This is a genomic window from Streptomyces sp. NPDC048584 (genome assembly GCF_043199595.1).
In the GTDB taxonomy this organism is placed as follows: Bacteria; Actinomycetota; Actinomycetes; order Streptomycetales; family Streptomycetaceae; genus Streptomyces; species Streptomyces edwardsiae.
Genome location: NZ_JBICWF010000005.1, coordinates 335,342 through 361,049, shown reverse-complemented (window position 1 = coordinate 361,049; position 25,708 = coordinate 335,342). Strand labels below are relative to the sequence as shown.

Here is a 25,708-nt window from a genome sequence, read left to right as displayed (position 1 = left end):
GGATTGAGGGACCATGTCCGAGCACTTTTCCGAGCGTGATCTTCAGCAGGAGGTCTCCGAGCTGGAGACCAGGTCCGCGACGGCCGCGCGGCTGTTCGACATCCGGCGGATCATCGGCGGGCTGTTCGTTCTGTACGGCGTGATCGTCACGATCGCGGGTGTCGTCGCGTCGGACGCGGACATCGACAAGGCGGAGGGGGTCAACATCAACCTCTGGACCGGGCTGGGGATGCTGATCCTGGGCCTGCTGTTCCTCCTCTGGCTGAGGCTCCGCCCGACGGCTCCGCCGCCGCCGGCTGCTGTTCCGGGGGACCGGGAGGAGTAGGCGGGCCGCGGCCCGGCGCTCACGGGGTGCCCCGCGTCGGCAGGGGCCGGGAGCGGTTGCCGGCCCTTGCGGGGCGCCCGTGCCACGGTGGACCGGGGGATGTTCGCGCGACCCGGCGCTCACGGGGTGCCCGGCGTCGGCAGGGGGCGGGAGCGGTTGCCCGGCCCCTGCGAGGCGCCCGTGCCACGGTGGACCGGGGGATGTTCGCGCGACCCGGCGCTTACGAGGTGCCGTCGCGCCCACCCGTGCCGCCCCAGCGGCACGACTGCCCGCGGAGGGCGGAGGGCGCGGCAGTGACTGCCCGCGGAGGGCGGAGGGCGCGGCAGTGGCGCCGCAGGCACCCACCCACCCGGCTGGAAGCCAAGCCGCAGGCGTTACGCGCCGGGCAGCGGACCCGCTCGGTCCAGCAAGCCCGTCCGGGCTGCCAGGGCCGCCGCTTCCAGGCGGGAGCCGACGCCCAGTTTCATCAGGACCCGCTGCACATGCGTCCGCGCCGTCGACGGCGCGATGCCCATACCCGCCGCGATCAGCCGGGTGTCCTCCCCCTCGGCCACCCGCACCAGCACCTCCACCTCCCGGGGCGTCAGCATCCGCAGCAACCGCGCGCCCTCGTCATCCGGCTGCGCCGTAGGATGCAGCAGCTCCCCGAACGCCCCCTGCAGCAACCCCGGCGCGACGGCCGCCTCCCCCGCCCGCGCCTTCATGATCGCCCGCTCGACCCCCTCGATGCGCTCGTCGTGCCGCACGTACCCCGACGCCCCCGCAGCGAACGCCGCCGCGATCCCGCGAGGCGACGGCACAGGCCCCAGCACCACGACCGCCACCTGCGGCCGCTCCCGCTTGATCTTCACCACGGGATCGAACACCCCCGCCTCCGCCGGCGCCGCCGTCCCCAGCAGACACACCTCCGGCGCCCGGCTGATCACCAGATCCGCCGCCCCGGACGCCGGCGCCGCGGCCGCCAGCACCCGGTGCCCCCGCAGCTTCAACGCCGAGGCCAGCGCCTCGGCGAGCAGTCGGTGGTCGTCGACCACCATCAGCCGCACACCCATCGAACAACCAACCCCCCATAACAACGCACCCCCGGATGCCCCCGGAAGCTACACGCTTGTTCGACATCGCGCTCCCCCTACCGGCGAGAATCGCCCCGGAACTCCGAAATTCTCGCATTCGGCGGCGATGGGCCGAACACCGGAGAAAAGCCCGCGGCCCCGTCCCTGACCAGGGACGGGGCCGCGAATGGAAGCAATCCGAACGATCAACTCGTACCGAAAGCGATCACCAGGTACTCCTTGTCGTCCGAAGCCGACGTGAAGTCACTGGCGTACACGTCGGACATGTACAGACCGCCGCCGGAGAAAAGGATCTCCGCGTATTCGGGGGACATCCGCGCCTCCACATCCCGCACGGTCTCCGTCGCCGGATTCTCCAGCAGTGTCGTCTGCTTGAACGTCTTGCCGTCGATGCTGACGATCTGCCCGCCCTTGTCGTACGGCGGACGCTTGTAGGCGATCACGTTGTCGCCGTCCATCCGCAGCGGGACGATCGTGTAGTCCTCGCCCGCGTCGGCGCGCTGGCCGGTCTGCTTGCCGGTCGCGAGGTCGAAGGCGACGACCTCGTTGGTCTCGCTGAGCGCGCCCCCGCTGCCCTCGTGCTCCTCGGTCGCGATGTACAGCCTGTCGTTGCCGACGGTGAGCCCGGTGCACTTCTCCAGCTTGTAGATGGCGTCGCAGCGGGCCGCGAAGTCGTCGCCCGGCGCGGAGATGCGCGTACGCAGCTTGCCGGTCTTGTTGTCGATGGAGAAGAAGTCCGAGATGCCGCTGCCGTCACCGGCGGTGTCACCGACGTCGGCGGCGACGACCAGCGGGTCGCTGGAGACGACGGCCGCGTACTCGATGCCCTCGTCCATCTTGTACTCGGTGATCACCTTCCCGGTCTTCGGGTCGATGTTCTGGATGTGCAGCTGCCGCTGCTCGTACGAGCCGCACTTGCGCACCGCGACGAGCTTCTCGCCGCCGCCGTACCCGGAGTCGTAGCAGGAGTCGGACGTCTTGGGCGCCCACAGCTGCTTGCCGGTGGCCACCTCCCAGGCGGCGCCGCCGCTGGTGCTGCCGGCCGCGACGGTCCCGCCGCCGATCGTCACGTTGCTGAAGCTGATCGGCATGGTGCCGGTCTTCGCCGTCTTGGTCCACACCTCCTGGCCCGCCGCGAGGTCGATCAGCGCGACCTGGGTGCAGGACTGCGGGTTCTCCTTGGTCGGCATGGCCGGCTTGAAGGTGATCGCCGTCTTGTTGTCCTCGGTGACGTGGTTGGTGGCCTCGCACACCGGTCCGGGGAGGTCGATCGTCCACTTCTCGGTGCCCTTGGCACGGTCGTAGCCGACGATCTCGGCGATCCCGCTCTTGGCGTACACCGTGTCGGTCAGCCAGGAACCGGAGGTGGAGATGCTCGTCGTGTCCTTGGGGACCTTGGGCGCGGGCACCTGGAACAGCACCTTGGAGGCGGTGTCGGCCGGCGCCTTCTCCTTGGCCCCGGCGGTGCCGCCGCCGGTTCCTCCGCCGTCGCCGCCGTTCGTCTTGTTCTTGCCGTCGCCGCCGTCCGCGGTGTTCTTCTTGTCGTCGTCCTTGCCGGACGAGGACGCGTACCAGACACCGCCGCCGACGATCAGGGCGATGGCCACGACCGCCGAGACGATGATGGCGATCTGGGCGTTGAACTTCTTCCCGCCACCCCCCGGCTGCGGCTGCATCGGCATCGTGGGCGGCTGCGGATACCCGTATCCGGGCTGTCCGTACGGCCCCGGCTGCTGCGGCTGTCCCGGATACCCGTACCCCGCGGCCGGCGGCTGTCCCGGATATCCGTACCCGGCGGCCGGCTGCTGCTGCTGCTGCGGATACCCGTACCCGGGCCCCTGCGGAGCGACCGGCGGCTGCGGGGCGGGCGGAGTGGCCGGAGCGGACGGGGCCTGCGGGTACCCGTACCCGGGCTCCGGGGCCTTGTGGGGATCAGGCCCGCCGGGCGCGGCCGACGGCTGTGCCGGCGGCTCCTGCGGAGGCTGCGGAGGCCCGAACCCGGGCTGCTGCGGGGGCTGATTGGGCGGCGGAGGAGGCTGAGTCATGACGTGAGTACCTCAAGAGGGGGGAAACGACGGGCAACGGGCGACAGAGAACGGAAAGAAGGGGGACGAAGCGAGACCGCCCCTCACTTGCCGTAGGCGAGCATCAACTTCTCCTTCGCGTCGTCGTTCCCGTTCAACCGTGTCGTCGAGATGTAGAAGCGCCCGTCGGCCCAGTCGACCGACCTGCTGAAGAAGCCGCTCTCGATGTCCGCGACACCCTGCGGGTTCTGCATCAGCGTGGTGGGCTTGTGGTCGCCACCGGCGACGGGGACGGCCACGATCCGCCCGCCCGCGTCGTACGACGGCTCGACGTAGGCGATGAGGTTGCCGCCCTCGGTCTTCAGCGGCTGCATGGCCTCCTCGACGGGGGACTTGACCCGCCACCGCTCCTTGCCGTTGTCGAGGCTGATGGCGACGATCTCGTTGGCGCCGGTCTTCGCGTCGGTGGGCAGGTAGAGGGTGTTCCGGTCGACGACGACGCCCTCGCAGCCCTGGAGGTCGCGGGCCAGGACGGCCCAGCCGCAGCCGGGGGCGAAGTCCTCGTCGACGGTGACCTGGGAGCGCATCTCGCCGGTGGCGGTGTAGGCGGAGATGTTCCAGGTCTTCTTGTCCTCGTTGGTGCTGTAGACCACCACGGGGTCGACGGAGTAGGCGCGCTCGATGCGCCACCCCTTGTCGAACTTCCGGGTCCACTTCACCTTGCCGGTCCTCGGGTCGAGTTCCCGGAGCTCGTCGTGCTCGTTGTCGCCGCCGGCGCCGCAGGACGCGACCTGGAGCAGCCGCTCACCGCCCGCGAAGGCGGAGGGGAAGCAGGTGGGTGCGCCGTACTTCTTGGAGTCGAAGAGCTTCTTGCCGCTGGTCACGTCGTACGCCGTGCCGGACTGCGAGCGGCCCACCATCAGGGTGTTGCCGGTGAGGGACATCTCGATGGAGAGCACGGAGTCGAACAGCGCGCCCTCGGCGACCTCCTGCGTCCAGCCCTTCTCGCCGGTGTTGAGATCGACGAGCTGGAGCTGGTTGCACTTGGCTCGGTCGCTGCTGCCGCTCATGTGGGCGACGACGATCTTGTCGTCGGCCGTCTTGTCCTGGGTGACCGCGCAGATCTTCTGCGGGAACTCGATGGTGTCCCAGGTGGGCTTGCCGTCGCCGACGTCGAACGCGAGCAGCTGCTTGTAGGCGGCCTTCACGGCCGTCTTGTCGGTGACCCACATGCCGGGGGCTTCGGCGCCGGAACCGGGGGCGTCGGGCGCCTCCTTGTACCAGAGCACCTTGGACTCACCGGCCTTGCGGCCCTCGTTGAGGTCCTCCGGGTCCTCGCCGCCGTCCCCGCTGCCGTCACCGGGGTTGACCGGGGCGCCGCCGGAGGACTTGCCCGGCTTCGGATCGTCGGTCTGCTGGGCGACGGGCTCCTTGTCGTCCTTGCCGTCGTCACCGGAGACGGCGTACACGGTGCCGCCGATCACCAGCAGCGCGGCCACCGCCGCACCGATGACCATGGCGGGCTTGCCCTTGAAGGGGTTGCGGGAGCCGGATCCGCCGGGCGGCGGCGTGCCGGGCGCCCCCGGGAACTGCGGCTGCGGGTATCCGTACCCCGGCTGCTGTCCGTACGGCCCCGGCTGCTGCGGCCCGCCGTACGGTCCGGAGGCGTACGGTCCCGGCTGCTGCGGATGGCCGTATCCGGGCTGCGGCGACCCCGACGGGGGTGTGGGAGGCATCTGCGGTGCCCCGAAACCGCCCCCCGGCGGTGGATCCTGCGGCGCTCCGAAACCACCCTGCGGCGGCTGGTTGGGCGGCTGAGTCATCAGCGCGTTCCCCCTTACTCACTGATTTTTAGCCACGCCCTGAGGTATGCGATGAACCCAGAGTCGTATTCAGACGTTTCTCAGACTGGGCCCTTTCTATCACCCGGTCCTGACATGCCACGGGGCCGAGTCCTCCCCTGTTCCCAAGGGAGAACCGGCCCGTGATGCGCCTGTTACGCGCCCTCACGCCCTCTTCACACCACGCGCGCTCCGTACGCGCGGGGCGGGACGGTCAGGCGTCCTCCGCCAGTTCCAGCCAGCGCAGTTCCAGTTCGTCGCGCTGTCCGGCCAATTCCCGCAGTTCGGCGTCGAGTTCGGCGACCTTCGCGAAGTCGGTGGCCTGCTCGGCGATGGCGGCGTGCAGCTTGGTCTCCTTCTCGGAGACCTTGTCGAGCTGCCGCTCGATCCTCTGGAGTTCCTTCTTGGCGGCGCGCTGGTCGGCGGCGCTCCTCTCGGGTGCCGCGCTCTGCGCCGAGGCGGCCGGTACGGAGGCCGCGGCGGCCGCGGTCTCCTCCATCCGCTTGCGCCGCTCCAGGTACTCGTCGATGCCGCGCGGCAGCATCCGCAGGGTGCCGTCGCCGAGGAGGGCGAACACCCGGTCGGTGGTGCGCTCGACGAAGAAGCGGTCGTGGGAGATGACGATCATCGAGCCGGGCCAGCCGTCGAGGACGTCCTCGAGCTGGGTGAGGGTCTCGATGTCGAGGTCGTTGGTGGGCTCGTCGAGGAAGAGGACGTTGGGCTCGTCCATCAGCAGCCGCAGCAGCTGCAGCCGCCGCCGCTCACCGCCGGACAGATCGCCGACCGGCGTCCACTGCTTGTCCTTGTTGAACCCGAAGGTCTCGCACAGCTGTCCGGCGGTCATCTCGCGCCCCTTGCCGAGGTCGACGCGCTCCCGCACCGCCTGTACGGCCTGCAGCACCCGCCAGGCCGGGTCGAGTTCGGCGACCTCCTGGGAGAGATAGGCGAGCTTGACCGTCTTGCCCACACGGACGCTGCCCGCCGCGGGCTGCACCTCGCCGTCGCTGCGGGCCGCCTCCGCCAGCGCCCGCAGCAGGGACGTCTTCCCGGCCCCGTTGACACCGACCAGGCCGATGCGGTCGCCGGGCCCGAGCTGCCAGGTGATGTGCTGGAGCAGCACCTTGGGCCCTGCCTGGACGGTGACGTCCTCCAGGTCGAACACCGTCTTGCCCAGCCGTGAGGAGGCGAACTTCATCAGCTCGCTGCTGTCGCGCGGCGGCGGTACGTCCTTGATCAGCTCGTTGGCGGCCTCCACGCGGAAGCGCGGCTTCGACGTCCGCGCGGGGGCGCCGCGCCGCAGCCAGGCCAGCTCCTTGCGGACCAGGTTCTGCCGCTTGACCTCCTCGGTCGCGGCGATCCGCTCACGCTCCGCGCGGGCGAAGACGTAGTCGGAGTAGCCGCCCTCGTACTCGTACACGTCACCGCGCTGCACGTCCCACATGCGGGTGCAGACCTGGTCGAGGAACCAGCGGTCGTGGGTGACGCAGACGAGCGCGGACCGGCGGCTGCGCAGATGCTCGGCGAGCCAGGAGATGCCCTCGACGTCGAGGTGGTTCGTGGGCTCGTCGAGGACGATCAGGTCCTGCTCCTCGATGAGCAGCTTGGCGAGCGCGATCCGCCGCCGCTCACCGCCGGACAGCGGGCCGATGACGGTGTCGAGCCCCTTGGGGAACCCGGGCAGGTCAAGACCGCCGAACAACCCGGTCAGTACGTCCCTGACCTTGGCGTTCCCCGCCCACTCATGGTCGGCCAGGTCGCCGATGACCTCGTGCCGGACGGTGGCGGCGGGGTCGAGGGAGTCGTGCTGGGTGAGCACCCCGGTCCGCAGCCCGCCGGAGTGTGTCACCCGTCCGGTGTCGGCCTCCTCCAGCCGGGCCAGCATCCGGATGAGGGTGGTCTTGCCGTCCCCGTTGCGCCCCACGACCCCGATCCGGTCCCCCTCGGATACGCCGAGGGAAATCCCGTCGAGCAACGCCCGCGTGCCGTACACCTTGCTGACGTTCTCGACATTGACCAGATTGACGGCCATTACTCTCCTGCCCGGTGGAATCGATCAGTTTTCAAGCGTAGGCCCTGCCGGGGGGCGGTCGGGACGCGAGGCGACAGTCACTCTTTGTGATGACGTGATCGGAAACGGACGGCTACCGTAGGGGACAGGCAGCAGGATCCCGTCCATGGGAGGAACCATGACCGCCGAGTCCGTAGAGCACCGCCGTCACTGGCCGGTGCCGCCCGTGGACGGCTACACCGTGAACGACCTGTTCACCCTGCCGGATCTCCCGCCGCACACTGAGTTGATCGACGGGAGTCTGGTTTTCGTGAGTCCGCAGCGTCGCTTTCATTACCTTGTGATCGACCTACTGGTGAACGGACTGCGTAACTCGCTCGGCCCGGAGTTCAGTGTCGAGCGGGAGATGACCGTCATTCTGGACGAGCGCAACGGCCCCGAGCCGGACGTCAGCGTGGTCCGGGCGGACGCGGTTTCGGGGCTCGACCAGACCAGTTTCCATGCCAAGGACGTCCTGCTGGCCGTGGAGGTCGTCTCCCCGGAGTCCGCAGCCCGCGACCGGATGACCAAGCCGCACAAGTACGCCGTCGCTGGAATCCCGAACTACTGGCGTGTGGAGCAGGAGGCAACCACCGGGCAGCCCCTCGTTCACGTCTACGAACTTGACCCCGTGACCAGGTCGTATCTGCACATGAGTCAGCAACGCGACCGGATCAAGGCCGACAAGCCCTGCCCCATCGCCATCGAGCTGACCCCAGTCGAAAGACGGCCGTAAACCCTCAGACGACCGTCGCCCCCGGCACAGGACCCGACGCCGTACGCACCGTGCGACAGGTGCCCGAGGCCCGCAGCGCACCCGCGACGGCCTCCGCCCCCTCCGCGTCCCGCGTCAGGAACGCCGTGGTCGGCCCCGACCCCGACACCAGGGTGGCCAGGGCCCCCGCCGCGCGTCCCGCCGCCAGGGTGTCCGCCAGCTCGGGGAACAGGGACAGGGCCGCCGGCTGGAGGTCGTTGGCCAGGGTGCCGGCGAGGGCGTCGGCGTCGCCCTTCGCGAGCGCGTCGATCAGTTCCTGCGAGGCCACCGGCTCCGGAATGTCCCGCCCCTCCCCCAGCCGGTCGAACTCACGGAACACCGCCGGCGTCGACAGCCCCCGCGAGGCCATCGCGAACACCCAGTGGAAGGTTCCCCCGACCTCCAGTTCCGTCAGCTGCTCGCCCCGCCCGGTGCCGAGCGCCGCCCCGCCGACCAGGCTGAACGGCACATCGCTGCCCAGCTCGGCGCAGATGTCGAGGAGTTCCTCGCGCGAGGCTTCCGTCCCCCACAACGCGTCGCACGCCAGCAGCGCGCCCGCGCCGTCCGCGCTGCCGCCCGCCATGCCCCCGGCGACGGGGATGTCCTTGGCGATGTGGATGTGCACGTCCGCGTCCCGGCCGTACCGCCCGGCGAGCACCAGGGCGGCGCGGGCGGCGAGGTTCGTACGGTCGAGGGGGACCTGAGCCGCGTCGGGTCCGGCGCAGGTGATCCGGAGCTCGTCGGCCGCCGTGACGGTGACCTCGTCGTACAGACCCACCGCGAGGAAGACGTTGGCCAGGTCGTGGAAGCCGTCGGGGCGGGCCGCGCCGACCGCGAGCTGGACGTTGACCTTGGCGGGGACGCGGACGGTGACGCTCACTGCTGATCCGACTCCTTGTTCCCGGCGTGCTCGGCGATGCGCGCGAACTCCTCGACGGTGAGGGACTCCCCGCGCGCCTGCGGCGAGACACCCGCCGCGACCAGGGCGGCCTCGGCGGCGGCGGCCGATCCGGCCCAGCCGGCGAGCGCGGCCCGCAGGGTCTTGCGGCGCTGGGCGAAGGCCGCGTCGACGACGGCGAACACCTCACGCCGGGAGGCGCTGGTCTTCAGCGGCTCCGTGCGGCGCACCAGGGAGACGAGCCCGCTGTCCACGTTCGGCGCCGGCCAGAAGACGTTCCGCCCGATCGCGCCGGCCCGCTTGACCTCCGCGTACCAGTTGGCCTTCACCGAGGGCACGCCGTACACCTTCGAGCCGGGTGCGGCTGCGAGCCGGTCGGCGACCTCCGCCTGGACCATGACGAGGGTGCGCTCGATGCCCGGGAAGTGCTCCAGCATGTGCAGCAGCACCGGCACGGCCACGTTGTACGGCAGGTTCGCGACCAGGGCGGTCGGGGCGGGTCCGGGCAGCTCGGTGACCCGCATGGCGTCGGAGTGGACCAGCGCGAACCGCTCGGCGCGCTCCGGCATCCGGGCGGCGACGGTCGCGGGGAGCGCGGCCGCGAGGACGTCGTCGATCTCGACGGCGGTGACCCGGTCGGCGGCCTCGAGCAGCGCCAGCGTGAGCGAGCCGAGCCCCGGCCCGACCTCGACGACCACGTCGTCGGGCCGGACCCCGGCGGTGCGCACGATACGGCGGACCGTGTTGGCGTCGATGACGAAGTTCTGGCCGCGCTGTTTGGTGGGCCGTACGCCGAGGGCGGCCGCCAGTTCACGGATGTCGGCGGGGCCCAGGAGGGCGTCAGGGGTGGGGCTGGTCACGGGACAAGGGTACGGGCCAGCCGGACCGCGCAGGTCACGCCTGTGGATAACCGAAGGCGCGGGCCGTGTTCGCGCCGAGCGCGGCGGCGAGGGTGTCCTCGTCGACGCCCCGTACGGCCGCCATGGCGCGCACGGTCACCGGCACCAGGTACGGGGCGTTCGGCCGTCCCCGGTACGGCACCGGCGTCAGGAACGGCGCGTCGGTCTCCACCAGGACCAGTTCCGGCGGGGCCACGGCGAGCGCGTCCCGCAGGTTCTGGGCGTTCTTGAAGGTGACGTTCCCGGCGAACGACATGTAGTACCCGGCGCCCGCGCAGATCTCCGCCATCTCGGCGTCCCCGGAGTAGCAGTGGAAGACGGTGCGCTCGGGGGCGCCCTCCTCCTTGAGCACGCGCAGGACGTCGGCGTGGGCGTCGCGGTCGTGGATGACGAGGGTCTTGCCGTGGCGCTTGGCGATCTCGATGTGGGCGCGGAAGGACCGCTCCTGCGCCTCCTTGCCCTCCGGGCCCGTGCGGAAGTGGTCGAGTCCCGTCTCGCCGACGCCCTTGACGTGCGGCAGCGCGGCCAGCCGGTCGATCTCGGCGAGCGCCTCGTCCAGGGCCGCGTCCCCGCCGGGCCGCCGCGCGCCCTGCCGGGACCAGCCGTCAGGGTCCCCGTGGACGATGCGGGGCGCCTCGTTCGGGTGCAGGGCGACCGTCGCGTGGACGGCGTCGTACGCCGCCGCCGTCTCCGCCGCCCACCGGGACCCCTTGAGGTCGCAGCCGACCTGCACCACCGTCGTCACACCCACCGACGCGGCCTTCGCGAGGGCCTCCTCCACGGTGCCGGACTGCATGTCGAGGTGGGTGTGCGAGTCCGCGACCGGTATCCGCAGGGGTTCCGGGAGCGGCGGGGCGGCGTTCTTGCCGGGGTCGTTCGAAGGCATGCCCCCGATCCTACGGAAGCGGCGCCTGCCCCTCGGGGTCCCACGGGGCCTCGACCGGCCCGGCGGCCGGCACACGGCGGTCGCGGTGCGCGGCGTCGCGGGCGGAGGCGACCCGTCCGGGGCGCAGGATCCGTACGACGTGGCCGTCGCAGTTCTGGCACGTCGGCCGGTTCAGCGGGGAGGGCACGACCCGGCCGTCCGCCACGTACATCACGAACTCGTGGCCGTCCCCGTCGGTGTGGTGCTCTATCTCGTACGACTGCTCCCAGCCGTACCCGCAGCGCATGCAGGCGAAGGAGTACGACTCGTTGACCACGGCGGTGGCACCCGCCCTCAGCCCGCTGCGCCCCGAGATCTCAGTCATGCCGGCTCCCGTCGGTCCGCTGGCGGAACGGATCGGATCCGTCCCCTCGCTCCAGTGGACTCCTCCACGGCCGACAGCGCAGGTGGGGCAGCCGAGTATTGGCCCCGATTTGGCGGTTCCTTGCCGAAACGCCCCGAGCCCTTTACCGCCCCCTGGGTGATACGCCCCGAAGGGGGCGGGGCCGTATCGACACGCGGCTCCGGCGCGTGGGCGCGACCGGCCCGCGACGCGACCGCACCCGTAACGGCGTTACCGGGACCCCTCACCCGCCTCGCGCTTCGCGCGCACGACCGCGTCGAACACCTGCCTCTTGGGAAGCCCCGCCTCCACGGCGACCGCCGCGATGGCCTCCTTGCGCCGCTCCCCCGCCTCCTCCCGCACCCGCACCCGCCGCACCAGCTCGGCGTCGTCGATCTCCTCGGCCCCCTTCTCCGGCGCCCCCTCGACCACCACCGTGATCTCCCCGCGTACCCCCTCCGCGGCCCACGCGGCCAGCTCGGCCAGCGGACCCCGCTTGACCTCCTCGTACGTCTTGGTCAGCTCGCGGCAGACGGCGGCCCGCCGCTCCCCGCCGAAGACCTCGGCCATCGCGGCGAGGGCGTCGTCGAGGCGGTGCGGGGCCTCGAAGTAGACCAGGGTGCGCCGCTCCTGGGCGACCTCCCGCAGCCGGCCCAGCCGTTCGCCGGCCTTGCGGGGCAGGAACCCCTCGAAGCAGAAGCGGTCCACGGGGAGCCCGGACAGGGCGAGCGCGGTGAGTACGGCGGACGGGCCGGGCACGGCGGTGACCTTGACGTCCCGCTCGACGGCCGCGGCGACCAGCCGGTACCCGGGGTCGGACACGGACGGCATCCCGGCGTCCGTCACCAGCAGCACGCGCGCGCCGCCCGCCAGCTCCTCGACGAGTTCGGGCGTACGGGCGGTCTCGTTGCCCTCGAAGTAGGAGACCACCCGGCCCTTGGGGGTGACGCCGAGGGCCTGGGTCAGCCGGCGCAGCCGCCGTGTGTCCTCGGCGGCGACGACGTCGGCGCCCGCGAGTTCCTCGGCGAGCCGGGGCGGGGCGTCGGAGATGTCGCCGATGGGGGTGCCTGCGAGTACGAGGATTCCGGTCACTCCCCCATCCTCCCAGTACGCGAAGGAGGCGGGGCATACCGGTCATGCGCGGGACTCACACAGCCCTGTTCCCTACGATGGCGCGGTGACCAGTACCGCGTCCTCCTCCACGGACATCCGGCAGGACCGGCCGCCGCACGAAGAGCGGCCGTCGTGGCAGCAGCGGCTGCACCGCTTCGGCTACCCGGCACCGGGCAGGGCCAGAAGCGGTGTCCACGGGGGCGATGTCCGCGACCGCCTGGTGCCGCCGTACACGCGGCCGTCGGGGCGGCTGTGGGACACGCTCGGCGTCCCGCCGGTGCTCGCGGGGCGCCTCACCCGCTGGTCGGGGTGGGGCGGACCGCTGCTGGTGACGCTGCTGGCGGGAGTGCTCCGGTTCTGGAACCTGGGCAGCCCGAAGGCGGTGATATTCGACGAGACGTACTACGCCAAGGACGCGTGGGCGCTGGTCCACCGCGGCTTCGAGGTCAACTGGGACAAGAACGCCAACGATCTGATCCTGAACTCGGGCGGCAGCGTCCCGATCCCGACGGACGCGGCGTACGTGGTCCATCCGCCGGTCGGCAAGTACGTGATCGGGCTCGGCGAGCTGATGTTCGGCTTCGACCCGGTCGGCTGGCGGTTCATGACGGCGCTGCTCGGCACACTCTCCGTGCTGATGCTGTGCCGGATCGGCCGGCGGCTGTTCCGCTCGACGTTCCTCGGCTGTCTCGCGGGTGCGCTGATGGCGGTGGACGGGCTGCACTTCGTGATGAGCCGGACGTCGCTGCTCGACGGTGTGCTGATGTTCTTCGTGCTCGCGGCATTCGGCTGTCTGGTGGTCGACCGGGACCGGGCGCGCGAGCGGCTCGCCGCCGCGCTGCCGGTGGACGCGGACGGCCGGGCCCGCGCGGACGCGGACATCGCCGAGAACACCCGGCTGGGCCTGCGCCCGTGGCGGCTGGCGGCGGGCGTGATGCTGGGTCTGGCGATCGGCACCAAGTGGAACGGCCTGTACATCATGGCCGCGTTCTGTGTGATGGCGGTGCTGTGGGACGTCGGCTCGCGCCGGGTCGCCGGCGCGTACCGGCCCCGTATCGCCGTCCTGAAGCGCGACCTGGGCTGGGCGTTCCTGTCGACGGTGCCGGTGGCGGTGGTCACCTACTTCGCGTCGTGGATCGGCTGGTTCCGCTCGGCGACCGACGGAAGCGGCGGCTACTACCGCGACTGGGCGGTGAAGGACGGCCGGGACAGCGACTGGTCGTGGCTGTTCCCCGACTGGTGGCGCAGCCTGTGGCACTACGAGACCCAGGTCTACGACTTCCATGTCGGCCTGCACTCCCCGCACACCTACGAGTCCAACCCGTGGAGCTGGATCGTCACCGGCCGCCCGGTCTCGTACTTCTACGAGTCCCCGGCACCGGGCGTGGACGGCTGTCCGGCCGACGCGGGCGAGAAGTGCGCGCAGGAGGTGCTGGCGCTCGGCACGCCGCTGCTGTGGTGGACGGCCTGCTTCGCCCTGCTCTACGTCCTGTGGCGCTGGCTGCTGCGCCGCGACTGGCGGGCGGGCGCCATCGCCTGCGGCGTCGCGGCCGGCTACGCCCCCTGGTTCCTCTACCAGGAACGGACGATCTTCTTCTTCTACGCCGTCGTCTTCCTCCCCTTCCTCTGTCTCGCGGTGGCGATGCTGCTGGGCGCCCTGATCGGCCCACCCCGCTCCTCCGACACCCGCCGCGTGGCGGGCGCGACGGCGGCGGGCGTCCTGACCCTCCTGATCGCATGGAACTTCATCTACTTCTGGCCCATCTACACCGGCACCCCCATCCCCATCGAGGACTGGCGGGCGCGGATGTGGCTGGATACGTGGGTTTGAGACCTTCTGCGCGGTGGGTGGGTCTCTCTTCGGACAACAAACGGATACGGGCGGCCCGTTGGTCACTCTCGGCGCATAGGGTGCTCACTCACCGGGCTTTTTGAACGCGTTCAGGAGACGTGGGGGTCCGGGCGGAGGGGGAACGTCCGATGGCCAAGGGGGTCAAGGCCGCCGTGATCGGCGGGGTGTTCGCGGTGATGCTGGGCGGGGCGGGGTACGGCGCCTACAACATCGTGTCGGCCGTGAGCGGTGACGGGACGGGCGGCGCGACGACGAAGAAGTCCGGACCGCCGGACGCGGGGGAGATCGAGGAGACCAGCGAGAACTTCTTCGCGGCCTGGGAGAAGGGGGAGGCCGCGCAGGCGGCGTCGTACACGAACAACGCCGAGAAGGCCGGGGCGCTGCTGACGGCGTACGGCGATGACGCGTTCATCGGTGATGTCGAGATCACGCCGGGGAAGGCCTCCGGCGCCACCGTGCCGTTCTCGGTGAAGGCGACCGTCACCTTCGGCGGGAAGTCCGAGCCGCTGAGCTACCAGAGCGTGCTGTCCGTGGTGCGCGGGCAGACCACCGGGCGGCCGTTGGTCGACTGGCAGCCGTCGGTCGTCCATCCGGAGCTGAAGGAGGGCGACACCCTCGTCACCGCGGAGTCCGCGCAGCCGCCCATCGAGGCGGTGGGCCGCGACGGGTCGGTACTGACGCAGGAGAAGTACCCCTCGCTCGGGCCGGTCCTGGACACCCTGCGCCAGAAGTACGGCGAGCAGGCGGGCGGCACCCCCGGTGTCGAACTCGCGATCAGGCACTCCGGGGCGGCCACCGGCGAGGAGGCGGCCGACACCCCGCTGCTGACCCTCACGAAGGGCAGGGCGGGCAAGCTGCGCACGACCCTCAGCGCCGGGGTGCAGGCGGCGGCGGAGAAGGCGGTGCGGCGGTACCCGGAGTCCTCGGTGGTGGCGGTCGAACCCACCACGGGTGAGGTGCTGGCGGTGGCCAACCACCGCGAGGACGGGTTCAACGCGGCCTTCCAGGGGCAGGTCGCCCCCGGCTCCACCATGAAGATCATCACCGCCGCGATGCTCATCGACAACGGCGTGACCTCGATGAACGGCCCGGCGCCCTGCCCGGACAGCGCGGTCATGCGCAGCCAGACCTTCAAGAACATCACCAATATGCGGCCGGACGAGGGCGCCAGCCTCGCCAACAGCTTCCTGCGGTCCTGCAACACGGCCTTCATCAAGCTCATCGACGAGGAGCCGCTCACCGACTCCTCACTCACCCAGGAAGCACGGGAGCGGTTCGGGCTCGGCCGGGACGACTGGAAGACCGGTATCCCCTCCTTCGACGGCAGTGTCCCCGCCGTCGAAGGGCCGGACCGCGCGGCGAACGCCATCGGGCAGGGACAGGTGCAGATGAACCCGCTGAACATGGCCTCCGTCACGGCGACCGCGATCACCGGCACGTTCCGTCAGCCGTATCTGGTCTCGCCCGACCTCGACGGACGTCAGCTGGCGCAGGCGAAGGGCCTCCCGGCTGGCACCGCGTCCCAGCTGAAGCAGATGATGCGGCTCACCGCCACCCAGGGCACCGCCCAGCCGGCCATGTCCGGGCTCGGCGGGGACATCGGCGCGAAGACGGGCTCCGCCGAGGTCGACGGAAAGGCCACCTCCGACAGCTGGTTCACCGGTTTCCGCGGCGACGTCGCGGCGGCGGCCATGGTCCAGCAGGGCGGCCACGGCGGCGACGCGGCCGGCCCGATTGTCGCAGCCGTGCTACGAGCGGGCGGCTGACCGCACCGCGTGAACGGCGGGACTCTAATGTGGGTCGTTGGCACAGGTGGGACATGAGGGCCGGGGGAGCCCGCGGCGGACAGCGGAGGAACAGGAAAGCAGTGGGGAACAGAAGGAACGCCGCCGAGCGGCGCAGGACGAGACCCGCGGTGCTCGGCACCGTGGTCGCCGTGGTCGTCGGCGGTGCCGGGTTCGGCGCCTACGCGCTGTTCGGGGGCGGTGCGGAGGACGGTACGCGGACGGCCTCCACGGCCGAGGACGTGAAGACGGGCCCGCTGTCCGCCGCCGAGGTCACCGGCACGGCCGAACGCTTCCTCACCGCCTGGCAGTCCGGAAAGGTGAGCGAGGCCGCCGCCCTCACCGACGCCCCCGAGGCCGCGACCGCCCTGCTCACCGCGTACGCCGAGGACGCCCGCGTCAAGGACGTCACCCTCACCCCCGGCACCCTCACCGGCGGCAAGGTCCCCTTCGCCGTCAGGGGCACGGTGTCGTACGAGGAGATCAGCAAGCAGCTGGCCTACGACGGCGAGCTGACCGTCGTACGCGGGGCCCAGGACGGCGAACCCGTGGTGGCCTGGCAGCCGTCCGTCGTGCATCCCGAGCTGAAGGACGGCGACAGGCTGGTCACCGGCGAGGCCGGCACCCCGCCCGTCAAGGCGCTGGACCGGGACGGCGGCGAGCTGACCACGGACACGTACCCGTCCCTGGCGACGGTGCTGGACGGGCTGCGCGAGAAGTACGGCGAGAAGGCGGGCGGCGAGGCCGGCGTCGAGCTGCGGATCGTACGCGGCAAGGAGTCGGAGAAGGCGAAGCTGTCCGACCGGACCGTGCTGGAGCTGAGCGAGGGCACGCCGGGAACGGTGGAGACCACGCTGAGCCCCTCCCTGCAGGCCGCCGCCGAGGCGCAGGTGGCGAAGAAGGAGCGGGCGTCGGTGGTGGTGCTGCGCCCGTCGACCGGCGAGATACTGGCCGTGGCCAACTCCTCGCACGGCTTCAACACCGCGTTCCAGGGTTCGCTGGCGCCGGGCTCCACCATGAAGGTGATCACCTCCTCGATGCTGATCGAGAAGGACCTCGCCGGCATGGACGAGAAGCATCCGTGCCCGAAGTACTTCAGTTACGGCGGCTGGAAGTTCCAGAACGACGACAAGTTCGAGATCAAGGACGGCACGTTCAAGGCGAGCTTCGCCCGCTCCTGCAACACGGCCTTCATCAGCCAGGCGCCCGAGCTGAAGGACGACGATCTCACCAAGCAGGCCCAGCAGGTGTTCGGGCTGGGGATGAACGACTGGCAGATCGGTGTGCCGACCTTCGACGGCTCGGTGCCGGTGCAGTCGGCGGCCCCGATGGCGGCGTCCCTGATCGGCCAGGGCGGGGTGCGGATGAACCCGCTGAACATGGCGTCGGTGTCGGCGACGGTCCAGTCCGGCGTCTTCCGCCAGCCGTATCTGGTCTCCCCGGAGGCCGACGGGCGGAAGCTGGCGACGGCGTCGCGCACCCTGTCGGCGGACACGCTCGCGCAGCTGCGGGAGATGATGTCGTACACCGCGTCCTACGGTACGGCGGCGGAGGCGATGGCCTCGGTGAGCGGTCAGAAGGGCGCGAAGACCGGGTCGGCGGAGGTCGACGGGCAGAAGAAGCCCAACGGCTGGTTCACCGCGTACCGCGGGGACCTGGCGGCGGCCGGTGTGGTCCAGAAGGGCGGCCACGGCGGCTCGACGGCCGGGCCGATCGTGGCGGAGCTGCTGAAGAGCGGCGGCTGAGGGGTCAGTGCGGGACGGGTTCCGCGGCGGCGCGGGCCCGCCGCAGGAACCGGGCCAGGGTCTTGGTCTCGAACTGCACCACCGACACGCCCTGCGCGGTGTGGAACTCGATCACGGCCTGCACCCGGCCGCACGGCCACACCCGTATCTCGCCCCGCCCCGTGGGGGAGAGCAGGCCCCGCTCGAGGAGTTCCCGGTCGACGATCCACTCGCGGGGCGCGGCGCCCGGCAGGGCCACGCGGACGCAGAGGGGGTCCTCGTCGGGGTCGTAGCGCAGGACGACGGGTACCGCTCCCCGGTCCTCCTCGGCTTCGTCGGTGACGATGTGGGCTCGCGCGTACTGCTCGACTACGGACATCGGTGGCCCCTTACGCTGCGTGAATCTGCATCCAAGGCGTGCAACCCGTATACCCGCCCCCCGTTCAATCGTGCCTCCGATCCGGAATTCGCGCGTCCGAGCGGCGCATATCACAGATGAGGTCTGCGTGAGGTAAAACAAGTCGCTCGCTCTTGCGCAGCGTTCGCAACAGGCCACATCATCGAGTCCGTGCACGCACCTGACGGATTCATCGACGCCCCGGTGTCCGCGGCGGTCGGCCTTGTCGCCGCCGGCGCCGTCGCCGTGAGCCTGCGCGGCGCGCGCCGCGAACTCGACGAGCGGACCGCTCCCCTGGCCGGGCTGGTGGCGGCGTTCATCTTCGCCGTGCAGATGCTGAACTTCCCCGTCGCGGCGGGGACCAGCGGCCATCTGCTCGGCGGCGCCCTCGCCGCGATCCTCGTCGGCCCGTACACCGGCGTCCTGTGTGTCTCCGTCGTCCTGCTGATGCAGGCCGTTCTCTTCGCCGACGGCGGGCTGACGGCGCTCGGTGTGAACATCACCGACATGGCGATCGTCACCACGGTCGTCGCCTACGCGCTCTTCCGGGGCCTGGTGAAGGTGCTGCCGCGCACCCGCCGCTCGGTGACCGCCGCGTCCTTCGTCGCCGCGCTGGTCTCCGTCCCGGCCTCCGCGGTCGTCTTCACGCTGCTCTACGCGATCGGCGGCACCACCGACGTCTCGATCGGCAAGGTCGCCACCGCCATGGTGGGCGTGCACGTCCTCATCGGCACCGGCGAGGCCGTGATCACCGCCCTGACGGTCGGCGCGGTCGTCGCCGTACGCCCGGACCTGGTGTACGGGGCGCGCGGGCTTCGGCAGAAGCTCAGACTGCGGGTGAACGGGGAACTGGTCGACGCCCCCGACGCGCCCGACGCGCCCGAGCCGGTGCCCGCCGCCGCGCGCTCGCATCGCACGGTGTGGATCACCGGTCTGGTCGCCTCGCTGGTCCTTGCCGGGTTCGTCAGCTTCTACGCCTCCGCGGACCCGGACGGCCTGGAGAAGGTCGCCACGGACCAGGGCATGGACGAGAAGGCCGAGGAGCACGCGATCTCCGACTCGCCGCTCGCCGACTACGGCGTCGAGGACGTCGACGACGCCCGTCTGTCGGGCGGTCTGGCCGGTGTGATCGGCGTGGGCGTGACGGTCGTCGCGGGCACGGGTGTGTTCTGGGCGGTCCGCAGGCGCCGCGGCGAGGACACCGACGACGCCACCTCCCCGAGCGGCACGAGCGTCTGACATGGGAGCGGGCCACGCGCACCGGCTGTACCGGCACGGGCACTCCCCCGTGCACGCCCTGCCGCCGCACACCAAGCTCGCGGCCGTCTTCGCCTTCGTGGTGGTCGTGGTGTCCACCCCGCGCGAGGCGATGTGGGCGTTCGCGGTGTACGCCGGACTGCTCGCCCTCGTCGCGTACGCCGCCCGCGTCCCGGCCGGCTTCCTGCTGAAGCGGCTGCTGATCGAGGTGCCGTTCGTCGCCTTCGCCGTCCTGCTGCCGTTCGTGGCGGAGGGCGAGCGGGTGGACGTCCTCGGGCTGTCGCTGAGCGTGAACGGGCTGTGGGGCGCGTGGAACGTGCTGGCCAAGGGCACCCTCGGCGTGGCCGCCTCGGTCCTCCTCGCCTCCACCACCGAACTGCGCGAACTCCTCCTCGGTCTCCAGCGGCTGCGGCTACCGCCGCTGCTGGTGCAGATCGCGTCCTTCATGGTCCGCTACGGCGATGTCATCACGGACGAGATGCGGCGCATGCGGATCGCCCGCGCGTCCCGCGGCTTCGAGGCGCGCGGGATACGGCACTGGAATGTGCTCGCCAAATCGGCGGGCGCGCTGTTCATCCGCTCCTACGAACGCGGCGAGCGGGTCCATCTGGCCATGGTGAGCCGCGGTTACACCGGTTCGATGCCGGTGATCGACGAGGCGACCGCGTCCCGGGCGCAGTGGTCGTACGCCCTCGCCCTCCCCTCGGCCGCCCTCGTCGTGTGTCTGCTGGGATGGACGTTGTGAGTACTGCTTCCCTGGAGGTCTCCGGCCTCGCCTTCGCCTATCCCGACGGCCATCAGGCCCTCTTCGGCGTCGACTTCTCGATCGCCCGCGGTGAGCGGGTGGCGCTGCTGGGCCCGAACGGGGCCGGCAAGACGACCCTCGTCCTGCATCTCAACGGCATCCTGACCGGCGGCACGGGCACGGTGACGGTGGCCGGGCTGCCCGTCGGCGGCAAGCACATGGCCGAGATCCGGCGCCGGGTCGGCATCGTCTTCCAGGACCCGGACGACCAGCTCTTCATGCCGACGGTGCGCGAGGACGTGGCGTTCGGACCGGCGGCGGCCGGGCTCCGGGGGCCCGAGCTGGAGGAGCGGGTGGACCGGGCGCTGGGCCTGGTCGGCATGGCGGAGTTCAAGGACCGCCCGCCGCACCATCTCTCCTTCGGGCAGCGGCGCCGGGTGGCCGTGGCGACCGTACTCGCCATGGAGCCGGAGATCCTGGTCCTGGACGAGCCGTCCTCCAATCTGGACCCGGCCTCGCGCCGCGAACTCGCCGACATCCTGCGCTCCCTGGACGTCACCGTCCTGATGGTCACGCACGACCTGCCGTACGCCCTCGAGCTGTGCCCGCGCTCGCTGATCCTCAGCGACGGGGTGATCGCGGCGGACGGCGGCACGGCGGAACTGCTCGCCGACGAAGCGCTGATGCGGGCGCACCGGCTCGAGCTGCCGTACGGCTTCGATCCGCGGTCGGTGCCGGCCGCTCCGTAACGATCGCGGACCGGCAGGAATCACGGGCGGGGCGGCGCTGTTGGACGCGGTGTCACAGACGGGTGTCTCAGGCGAGTGGGAAGGACCGAGGGACGTGGACGTGCACGGCACGGTGGCCGGGGGATTCGAGCCGGTCCGGGAGGCGTTCGCGCGGAACTTCGAGACGCTCGGGGAGCGGGGCGCGGCCGTCGCCGTGTACCGGGACGGACACAAGGTCGTCGATCTGTGGGCCGGGGTGAAGGACGTCGACGGCACGGAGCCGTGGGAGCGGAACACCGCGCAGGTGGTGCGCTCGGCGACCAAGGGCGTCGCCGCCACCGTACTCCTGCTGCTGCACCAGCGCGGCGAACTGGACCTGGACGCGCCGGTCGGCCACTACTGGCCGGAGTTCAAGGCCCACGGCAAGGAACGGCTGCTGGTCCGGCACGTACTGAACCACCGCGCGGGCCTTCCCGTCCTGGACCGCCCCCTCACCCTGGACGAGGCCGCCGACCCCGTGCGGTCGGCCGAGGCGGTCGCCGCGCAGGCACCCGTGTGGGAGCCGGGGACCGACCACGGCTATCACGCGCTGACCTACGGCTGGCTGGTCGACGAGCTGGTACGGCGGCTGACCGGCCGGGGGTCCGGAGAGTGGATCGCGTCGGAGTTCGCCGCCCCGCTGGGCCTGGACCTGTGGGTGGGGCTGCCGGACGCGCAGGCCCACCGCGTCGGCACGGTCGGCCGGGTCGAGGGGCCCGAGCCGTCCGGGACACTCCGTGCCCGCCCCAAGCGCTCGGTCACCGACGCCTACGCCGACCCGGCCTCGCTCACCCGCCGCGCCTTCGGGGCGATCACCCCGTTCCCCGACCAGAACGCCCCGGCGTTCCACGCGGCCGCCCTGCCCGCCGCCAACGGGATCGCGACGGCGGACGGGCTGGCCCGCTTCTACGCCTCACTGACCGGCCCGCTCGACGGCGTCCGCCTCCTCGACCCGGCCACCGTCGCTCTCGCCCGCGCCGAGGAGTCGGCCGGACCCGACCGGGTGCTGGTGGTCAACACCCGTTTCGGGCTCGGCTACATGCTGCACGGAGGCGCCTCCCCCTTCCTGGCCCCGGGCTCGTTCGGCCACCCGGGCCGCGGCGGCTCCCTCGGCTTCGCCGACCCGGAGTCGGCCATCGGCTTCGGTTACGTCACCAACGGCTTCCGCAGAACGGTGACGGCGGACCCCAGGGCCCAGTCCCTGATCCGAGCGGTACGACAGGCGCTGGCCGACCGGAACCGAGGGGTGGTGGCGCCCCCGGCCGCGTCGTCGTCGGTCACCGGCCCCCCGGCCCCTGCGGCCTGATCCGTACGACACCCCCCAGGGGGTGTCTAGACGTGGATCGGATGGGAGATCCGGCCCGACGCGTCGTCGATCTCGCTGTGTGCCTTGCTCAGCATCTGCATGGCGAGTTCGTTCAGCGCCCGTGCGCCGGCGATCTCCTCCCCGACCCGTGGCTGATTGGAGTCGGTGTGGTGCCGGTTCGCGTGACCGCGTGCCCGCACCTCGCTCCCGTCGGGCAGCCGGACCATCGCGACGGCGCGTGTCTGCTGTTCGTCCTCCATGAACTCCAGCTCGACATGCCAGCCCACTGTGGTGTGCGTCATGAGGATCACCTCCGGAATTCCTCTCATTCCAGGGTGCCCCTCACACGGCGCCCACGCACCCGCCCGTACGACCCGGAACCGCGCTATCCCGTGCGCAGCATCAGCCCGATCCCGACGACCAGCAGCCCGGCCGCGACGATCCGCGGAGCACCGAACCGTTCGTTGAAGAACAGTGCCCCGATGGCGGCCCCGACGATGATCGACGACTCCCGCAGCGCCGCGATGGGGGCGAGTGCCGCGCGGGTCTGGGCCCACAGGACGAGGGCGTACGCGGCGACGGACAGGGCGGCGCCGAGGAGCCCGAGAGTGGCGTGCGGGCGGAGCCGGGCTCCCGTCCCGCGCCGCCAGCGCCAGAGGGCGTACGCCGGGATCACCGTGCCCTGGACCGCCATCAGCCAGGCGACGTAGCCGAACGACGAACCGGCGGCGCGGACGCCGAGCCCGTCGACGACGGTGTAGACGGCGATGGTCAGACCGGTCGCCAGGGCGGCCCCGATCGCCGCCCAGTCGGGCCGGCGCCCGCGCAGTCCCCACAGGGCGACGCCGGTCAGGCCGACACAGGACAGGGCGATCCCGGCGGCGGCCCAGCCGTCGGGCACCTCGTGCGCGAACACGGCGGCGAGGACGGTGACGGCCAGCGGCGCGCTCCCGCGGGCGATCGGGTACGCCTGGCCGAAGTCGCCCAGCCGGAAGGACTTCATCAGCAGCGCGTAGTACGCGATGTGGATCGCGGCCGAGCAGAACAGATACGGCCACGCCCCGGCCGCCGGCAGCGGCACGAACGGCACCATCGCCAGCCCGATCAGCAGCCCGCCGCCGGAGATCAGCGTGAACCCGACGAGCTTGTCGGTGATCCGGTGCGCGATGGCGTTCCAGCTGGCGTGGGTGACGGCGGCGAGCAGCACGGCCGCGGTGACCAGGGGGGTCACGGGGTGCGCTCGCGCGCAAATGGGTCGTCGTTCACGTCGGGCATCGCTCCACCGTATACGGCGTCTGACACACCGTAGGAAGCAGGAAGCCGGTGAGGGCGCCCCGTCCCCACGGAGCCCTCACCGGCTGGTCTCTGCGTACTCGCTCAGGCTGTCAGGCCCGTACGAGTTCCCTGTCCTCGTCCTTCCTGCCGTTCTCCGTGCGCAGGCCCTCGCCCTCGACGTCGACGTTGGGCAGGATGCGGTCCAGCCACTTCGGCAGCCACCAGGCGCGCTTGCCGAGCAGGGCCAGTACCGCCGGGACGATCGCCATGCGGACCACGAACGCGTCGAAAAGGACGGCGATCGCGAGGCCGAAGCCGATCATCTTGACCATCGCCTCGCTGGAGCCGATGAAGCCGGAGAACACGGCGATCATGATCACCGCCGCCGCGGTCACCACCCGGGCGCTGTACCTGAAGCCGGTCACGACGGCCTGCCCCGGCTTCTCGCCGTGGACGTAGGCCTCCCGGATCCGGGTCACGAGGAACACTTCGTAGTCCATGGCCAGTCCGAAGACCACGCCGACCATGAAGATCGGCATCATCGACATGATCGGGCCGGTCTCCTCGACGCCCATCAGCCCGGACAGCCAGCCCCACTGGTAGACGGCGACGACCGCGCCGAGGGCCGCGAGGACGGAGAGCAGGAAGCCGAGGGCGGCCTTCAGCGGGACGAGGATCGAGCGGAACACGACGATCAGCAGCAGGAAGGCCAGTCCGACCACCAGGACCAGATACGGCACCAGCGCGTCGTTGAGCTTCTGCGAGACGTCGATGTTCATGGCCGTGGCCCCGGTGACGAGGACGTCCGCGTCGGTGCCGGCCTTGATGTCCGCACCCGCGGCACGGATGTCGTGCACCAGGTCCTCGGTGGTCACCGAGGAGGGCTTGGAGTCCGGGACGACGGTGATCGTCGCGGTGTCACCGGCCTTGTTGGGGGCGGCCGGAGCGACGTTCACGACGTTGTCGAGGCCCTTGATGTCGTCGCCGGCCTGCTTGAAGACGGCGTCCGGGTCGTCGCTGTCCTTGGCGTCGACCACGACCACCAGCGGTCCGTTGAAACCGGGGCCGAAGCCCTCGGAGAGCAGGTCGTAGGCGCGGCGCTGGGTGGTGGACGTCGACTGCGAGCCGTCGTCGGGCAGACCCAGTTCCAGCGAGGCCGCCGGGACGGCCGCGGCACCGAGGCCGACGACACCGAGGAGCAGCACGGCGAGCGGACGGCGTACGACGAAACTCGCCCAGCGGGTGCCCATGTTCGGGCGCCCCGGCTTCTTCGCGGTACGGCCACCGCCGAACAGCCTGCTCTTCTCGCCGGCGGGGCGGACCCGGCGGCCGGCGTAGCCGAGCAGGGCGGGGATCAGGGTGAGGGCGATCAGGACCGCGACGGCGACGGTGCCGGCGGCGGCGATGCCCATCTTCGTCAGCATCGGGATGTTGACGACCGACAGACCCACCAGGGCGATCACGACGGTGAGGCCGGCGAAGACGACGGCGGAGCCGGCCGTGCCTACGGCGCGTCCGGCCGCCTCCTCGCGCTCACGGCCCTCGGCGAGTTCACCGCGGTAGCGGGAGACGACGAAGAGCGCGTAGTCGATGCCGACGGCGAGGCCGATCATCGAGGCCAGGATGGAGGTGGTGGAGCCGAGGTCCAGGGTGCTGGCGAGGGCGGTGATGCTGGAGACGCCGATACCGACACCGATGATCGCGGTGAGCAGCGGCAGCCCGGCGGCGAGCAGCGAGCCGAAGGTGATCACGAGGACCACCGCGGCGACACCGATGCCGATGATCTCGGCGGACCCGGTGTGCGGGACGGCCTGGAGGGCGTCACCGCCGATCTCCACGGTCAGTCCGGCGTCGCGGGCGTCCTCGGCGGCCCCTTCCAGGGCGTCGCGGGAGGAGTCCTCCAGCTCCATGCCGGAGACCTTGTAGCTCACGGAGGCGTAGGCGATGGTGCCGTCCTGGCTGACGCCGCCGCCCTCGTACGGGTCGGTGACGCGGGCGACCTCGGAGCCGTCGGAGAGCTCCCCGACGGTCTTCCCGACGGTCGCCTTGTGGCCGGCGTCGGTCATCTTCTCGCCGGCCGGCGCCTTGAAGACCACGCGTGCGGTCGCCCCGTCGGCACTGGAGCCGGGGAAACGTTCATCCAGCAGGTCGAAGGCCTTCTGGGCCTCGGTGCCGGGGATCGAGAAGGACGAGTTGCCGGCCGCGGGGGCGCCGGCCGCGCCGACGCCCGCGAGCGCCAGCAGCGCCACCCAGAACAGGGCTACGAGATGCCGTCGCCGGAAGGCGAAACGGCCGAGTCGATAGAGGAAAGTGGCCACGAGGGCGTACTCCCGGTCAGGTCGTGGTTGCTTCGGGGCAG

General features: G+C 71.4%; 22 protein-coding genes. 9 read left to right on the top strand and 13 right to left on the bottom strand.

Annotation, left to right across the window (positions count from 1 at the left end):
• Positions 1-13: 13 nt before the first annotated feature.
• Positions 14-325, top strand: a complete 312-nt coding sequence (locus tag ACGFR9_RS14335) for a hypothetical protein (RefSeq protein ID WP_393207224.1) — start codon at positions 14-16, stop codon at positions 323-325.
• 374 nt (positions 326-699) lie between these two features.
• On the opposite strand, the gene ACGFR9_RS14330 is transcribed toward ACGFR9_RS14335, so the two are convergent.
• The 4 genes from ACGFR9_RS14330 to ACGFR9_RS14315 form a co-directional block, all read right to left on the bottom strand.
• Positions 700-1,377, bottom strand: coding sequence for a LuxR C-terminal-related transcriptional regulator (locus ACGFR9_RS14330; RefSeq protein WP_393207221.1), 678 nt, complete (start codon positions 1,375-1,377; stop codon positions 700-702).
• Between the two features lie 206 nt (positions 1,378-1,583).
• Positions 1,584-3,443 (bottom strand): PQQ-binding-like beta-propeller repeat protein, encoded by a 1,860-nt coding sequence (locus tag ACGFR9_RS14325; protein ID WP_393207218.1) that lies wholly within the window; start codon positions 3,441-3,443, stop codon positions 1,584-1,586.
• 83 nt (positions 3,444-3,526) lie between these two features.
• The gene (locus tag ACGFR9_RS14320; RefSeq protein ID WP_393207215.1) at positions 3,527-5,245 is read right to left on the bottom strand and encodes a PQQ-binding-like beta-propeller repeat protein; all 1,719 of its coding nucleotides are present in this window, start codon (positions 5,243-5,245) and stop codon (positions 3,527-3,529) included.
• 232 nt (positions 5,246-5,477) lie between these two features.
• Positions 5,478-7,292 (bottom strand): ABC-F family ATP-binding cassette domain-containing protein, encoded by a 1,815-nt coding sequence (locus tag ACGFR9_RS14315; protein ID WP_393207212.1) that lies wholly within the window; start codon positions 7,290-7,292, stop codon positions 5,478-5,480.
• 157 nt (positions 7,293-7,449) lie between these two features.
• Here ACGFR9_RS14315 and ACGFR9_RS14310 point away from each other — a divergent pair, with 157 nt between their 5' ends.
• A complete protein-coding gene (locus ACGFR9_RS14310) occupies positions 7,450-8,046 on the top strand; it encodes a Uma2 family endonuclease (protein ID WP_393207209.1) in 597 nt (198 codons plus the stop codon).
• 4 nt (positions 8,047-8,050) lie between these two features.
• Here the strand turns inward: ACGFR9_RS14310 and ACGFR9_RS14305 are convergent, their stop codons facing one another.
• From ACGFR9_RS14305 to rsmI, 5 genes are all read right to left on the bottom strand, one after another.
• The gene (locus ACGFR9_RS14305) at positions 8,051-8,944 is read right to left on the bottom strand and encodes a 4-(cytidine 5'-diphospho)-2-C-methyl-D-erythritol kinase (protein WP_393207206.1); all 894 of its coding nucleotides are present in this window, start codon (positions 8,942-8,944) and stop codon (positions 8,051-8,053) included.
• Positions 8,941-9,822, bottom strand: coding sequence for a 16S rRNA (adenine(1518)-N(6)/adenine(1519)-N(6))-dimethyltransferase RsmA (gene rsmA, locus ACGFR9_RS14300; RefSeq protein WP_393207203.1), 882 nt, complete (start codon positions 9,820-9,822; stop codon positions 8,941-8,943). The genes ACGFR9_RS14305 and rsmA overlap by 4 nt, the downstream gene beginning before the upstream one ends.
• 34 nt (positions 9,823-9,856) lie before the next feature.
• Positions 9,857-10,747 carry a TatD family hydrolase gene (locus ACGFR9_RS14295; RefSeq protein WP_393207200.1) on the bottom strand — a complete coding sequence of 297 codons (891 nt, stop codon included), beginning with the start codon at positions 10,745-10,747 and terminating at the stop codon, positions 9,857-9,859.
• Between the two features lie 10 nt (positions 10,748-10,757).
• Positions 10,758-11,111, bottom strand: coding sequence for a hypothetical protein (locus tag ACGFR9_RS14290; RefSeq protein WP_393207197.1), 354 nt, complete (start codon positions 11,109-11,111; stop codon positions 10,758-10,760).
• A gap of 249 nt (positions 11,112-11,360) precedes the next feature.
• A complete protein-coding gene (gene rsmI, locus ACGFR9_RS14285) occupies positions 11,361-12,221 on the bottom strand; it encodes a 16S rRNA (cytidine(1402)-2'-O)-methyltransferase (RefSeq protein WP_393207194.1) in 861 nt (286 codons plus the stop codon).
• 85 nt (positions 12,222-12,306) lie between these two features.
• On the opposite strand from rsmI, the gene ACGFR9_RS14280 reads away from it, so the two are divergent.
• From ACGFR9_RS14280 to ACGFR9_RS14270, 3 genes are all read left to right on the top strand, one after another.
• Positions 12,307-14,073, top strand: coding sequence for a dolichyl-phosphate-mannose--protein mannosyltransferase (locus tag ACGFR9_RS14280; RefSeq protein WP_393207191.1), 1,767 nt, complete (start codon positions 12,307-12,309; stop codon positions 14,071-14,073).
• A gap of 149 nt (positions 14,074-14,222) precedes the next feature.
• Positions 14,223-15,860, top strand: a complete 1,638-nt coding sequence (locus ACGFR9_RS14275; protein WP_393207188.1) for a penicillin-binding transpeptidase domain-containing protein — start codon at positions 14,223-14,225, stop codon at positions 15,858-15,860.
• A 101-nt stretch (positions 15,861-15,961) separates the two neighbouring features.
• The gene (locus ACGFR9_RS14270) at positions 15,962-17,623 is read left to right on the top strand and encodes a penicillin-binding transpeptidase domain-containing protein (protein ID WP_393207185.1); all 1,662 of its coding nucleotides are present in this window, start codon (positions 15,962-15,964) and stop codon (positions 17,621-17,623) included.
• A 4-nt stretch (positions 17,624-17,627) separates the two neighbouring features.
• Here the strand turns inward: ACGFR9_RS14270 and ACGFR9_RS14265 are convergent, their stop codons facing one another.
• Positions 17,628-17,981 carry an SsgA family sporulation/cell division regulator gene (locus tag ACGFR9_RS14265; protein WP_393207182.1) on the bottom strand — a complete coding sequence of 118 codons (354 nt, stop codon included), beginning with the start codon at positions 17,979-17,981 and terminating at the stop codon, positions 17,628-17,630.
• 189 nt (positions 17,982-18,170) lie between these two features.
• Between ACGFR9_RS14265 and ACGFR9_RS14260 the strand changes: the two genes are divergently transcribed.
• The 4 genes from ACGFR9_RS14260 (at position 18,171) to ACGFR9_RS14245 (ending at position 22,074) form a co-directional block, all read left to right on the top strand.
• Entirely contained in the window at positions 18,171-19,238 is a 1,068-nt protein-coding gene (locus ACGFR9_RS14260; RefSeq protein WP_393207179.1) for an energy-coupling factor ABC transporter permease, read from the top strand.
• A 1-nt stretch (position 19,239) separates the two neighbouring features.
• Positions 19,240-20,001 (top strand): cobalt ECF transporter T component CbiQ, encoded by a 762-nt coding sequence (gene cbiQ / locus ACGFR9_RS14255; RefSeq protein WP_393207176.1) that lies wholly within the window; start codon positions 19,240-19,242, stop codon positions 19,999-20,001.
• Positions 19,989-20,750, top strand: coding sequence for an energy-coupling factor ABC transporter ATP-binding protein (locus ACGFR9_RS14250; protein ID WP_393207173.1), 762 nt, complete (start codon positions 19,989-19,991; stop codon positions 20,748-20,750). The genes cbiQ and ACGFR9_RS14250 overlap by 13 nt, the downstream gene beginning before the upstream one ends.
• Positions 20,751-20,844: 94 nt before the next feature.
• Positions 20,845-22,074: a serine hydrolase domain-containing protein gene (locus ACGFR9_RS14245; RefSeq protein WP_393207170.1), complete on the top strand. Its 1,230-nt coding sequence runs from the start codon at positions 20,845-20,847 to the stop codon at positions 22,072-22,074.
• A gap of 26 nt (positions 22,075-22,100) precedes the next feature.
• Here ACGFR9_RS14245 and ACGFR9_RS14240 read toward each other — a convergent pair whose 3' ends face one another.
• The 3 genes from ACGFR9_RS14240 to ACGFR9_RS14230 all read right to left on the bottom strand — a co-directional run bounded on the left by ACGFR9_RS14240 (position 22,101) and on the right by ACGFR9_RS14230 (position 25,667).
• On the bottom strand, positions 22,101-22,376 hold the full coding sequence (locus tag ACGFR9_RS14240) for a DUF1876 domain-containing protein (protein ID WP_393207167.1): 276 nt from the start codon (positions 22,374-22,376) through the stop codon (positions 22,101-22,103).
• An 83-nt stretch (positions 22,377-22,459) separates the two neighbouring features.
• Positions 22,460-23,305, bottom strand: a complete 846-nt coding sequence (locus ACGFR9_RS14235) for an EamA family transporter (protein ID WP_393207164.1) — start codon at positions 23,303-23,305, stop codon at positions 22,460-22,462.
• Positions 23,306-23,459: 154 nt separating this feature from the next.
• Complete coding sequence (locus tag ACGFR9_RS14230; protein ID WP_393207161.1) at positions 23,460-25,667, bottom strand: MMPL family transporter; 2,208 nt, start codon at positions 25,665-25,667, stop codon at positions 23,460-23,462.
• Positions 25,668-25,708: the final 41 nt, after the last annotated feature.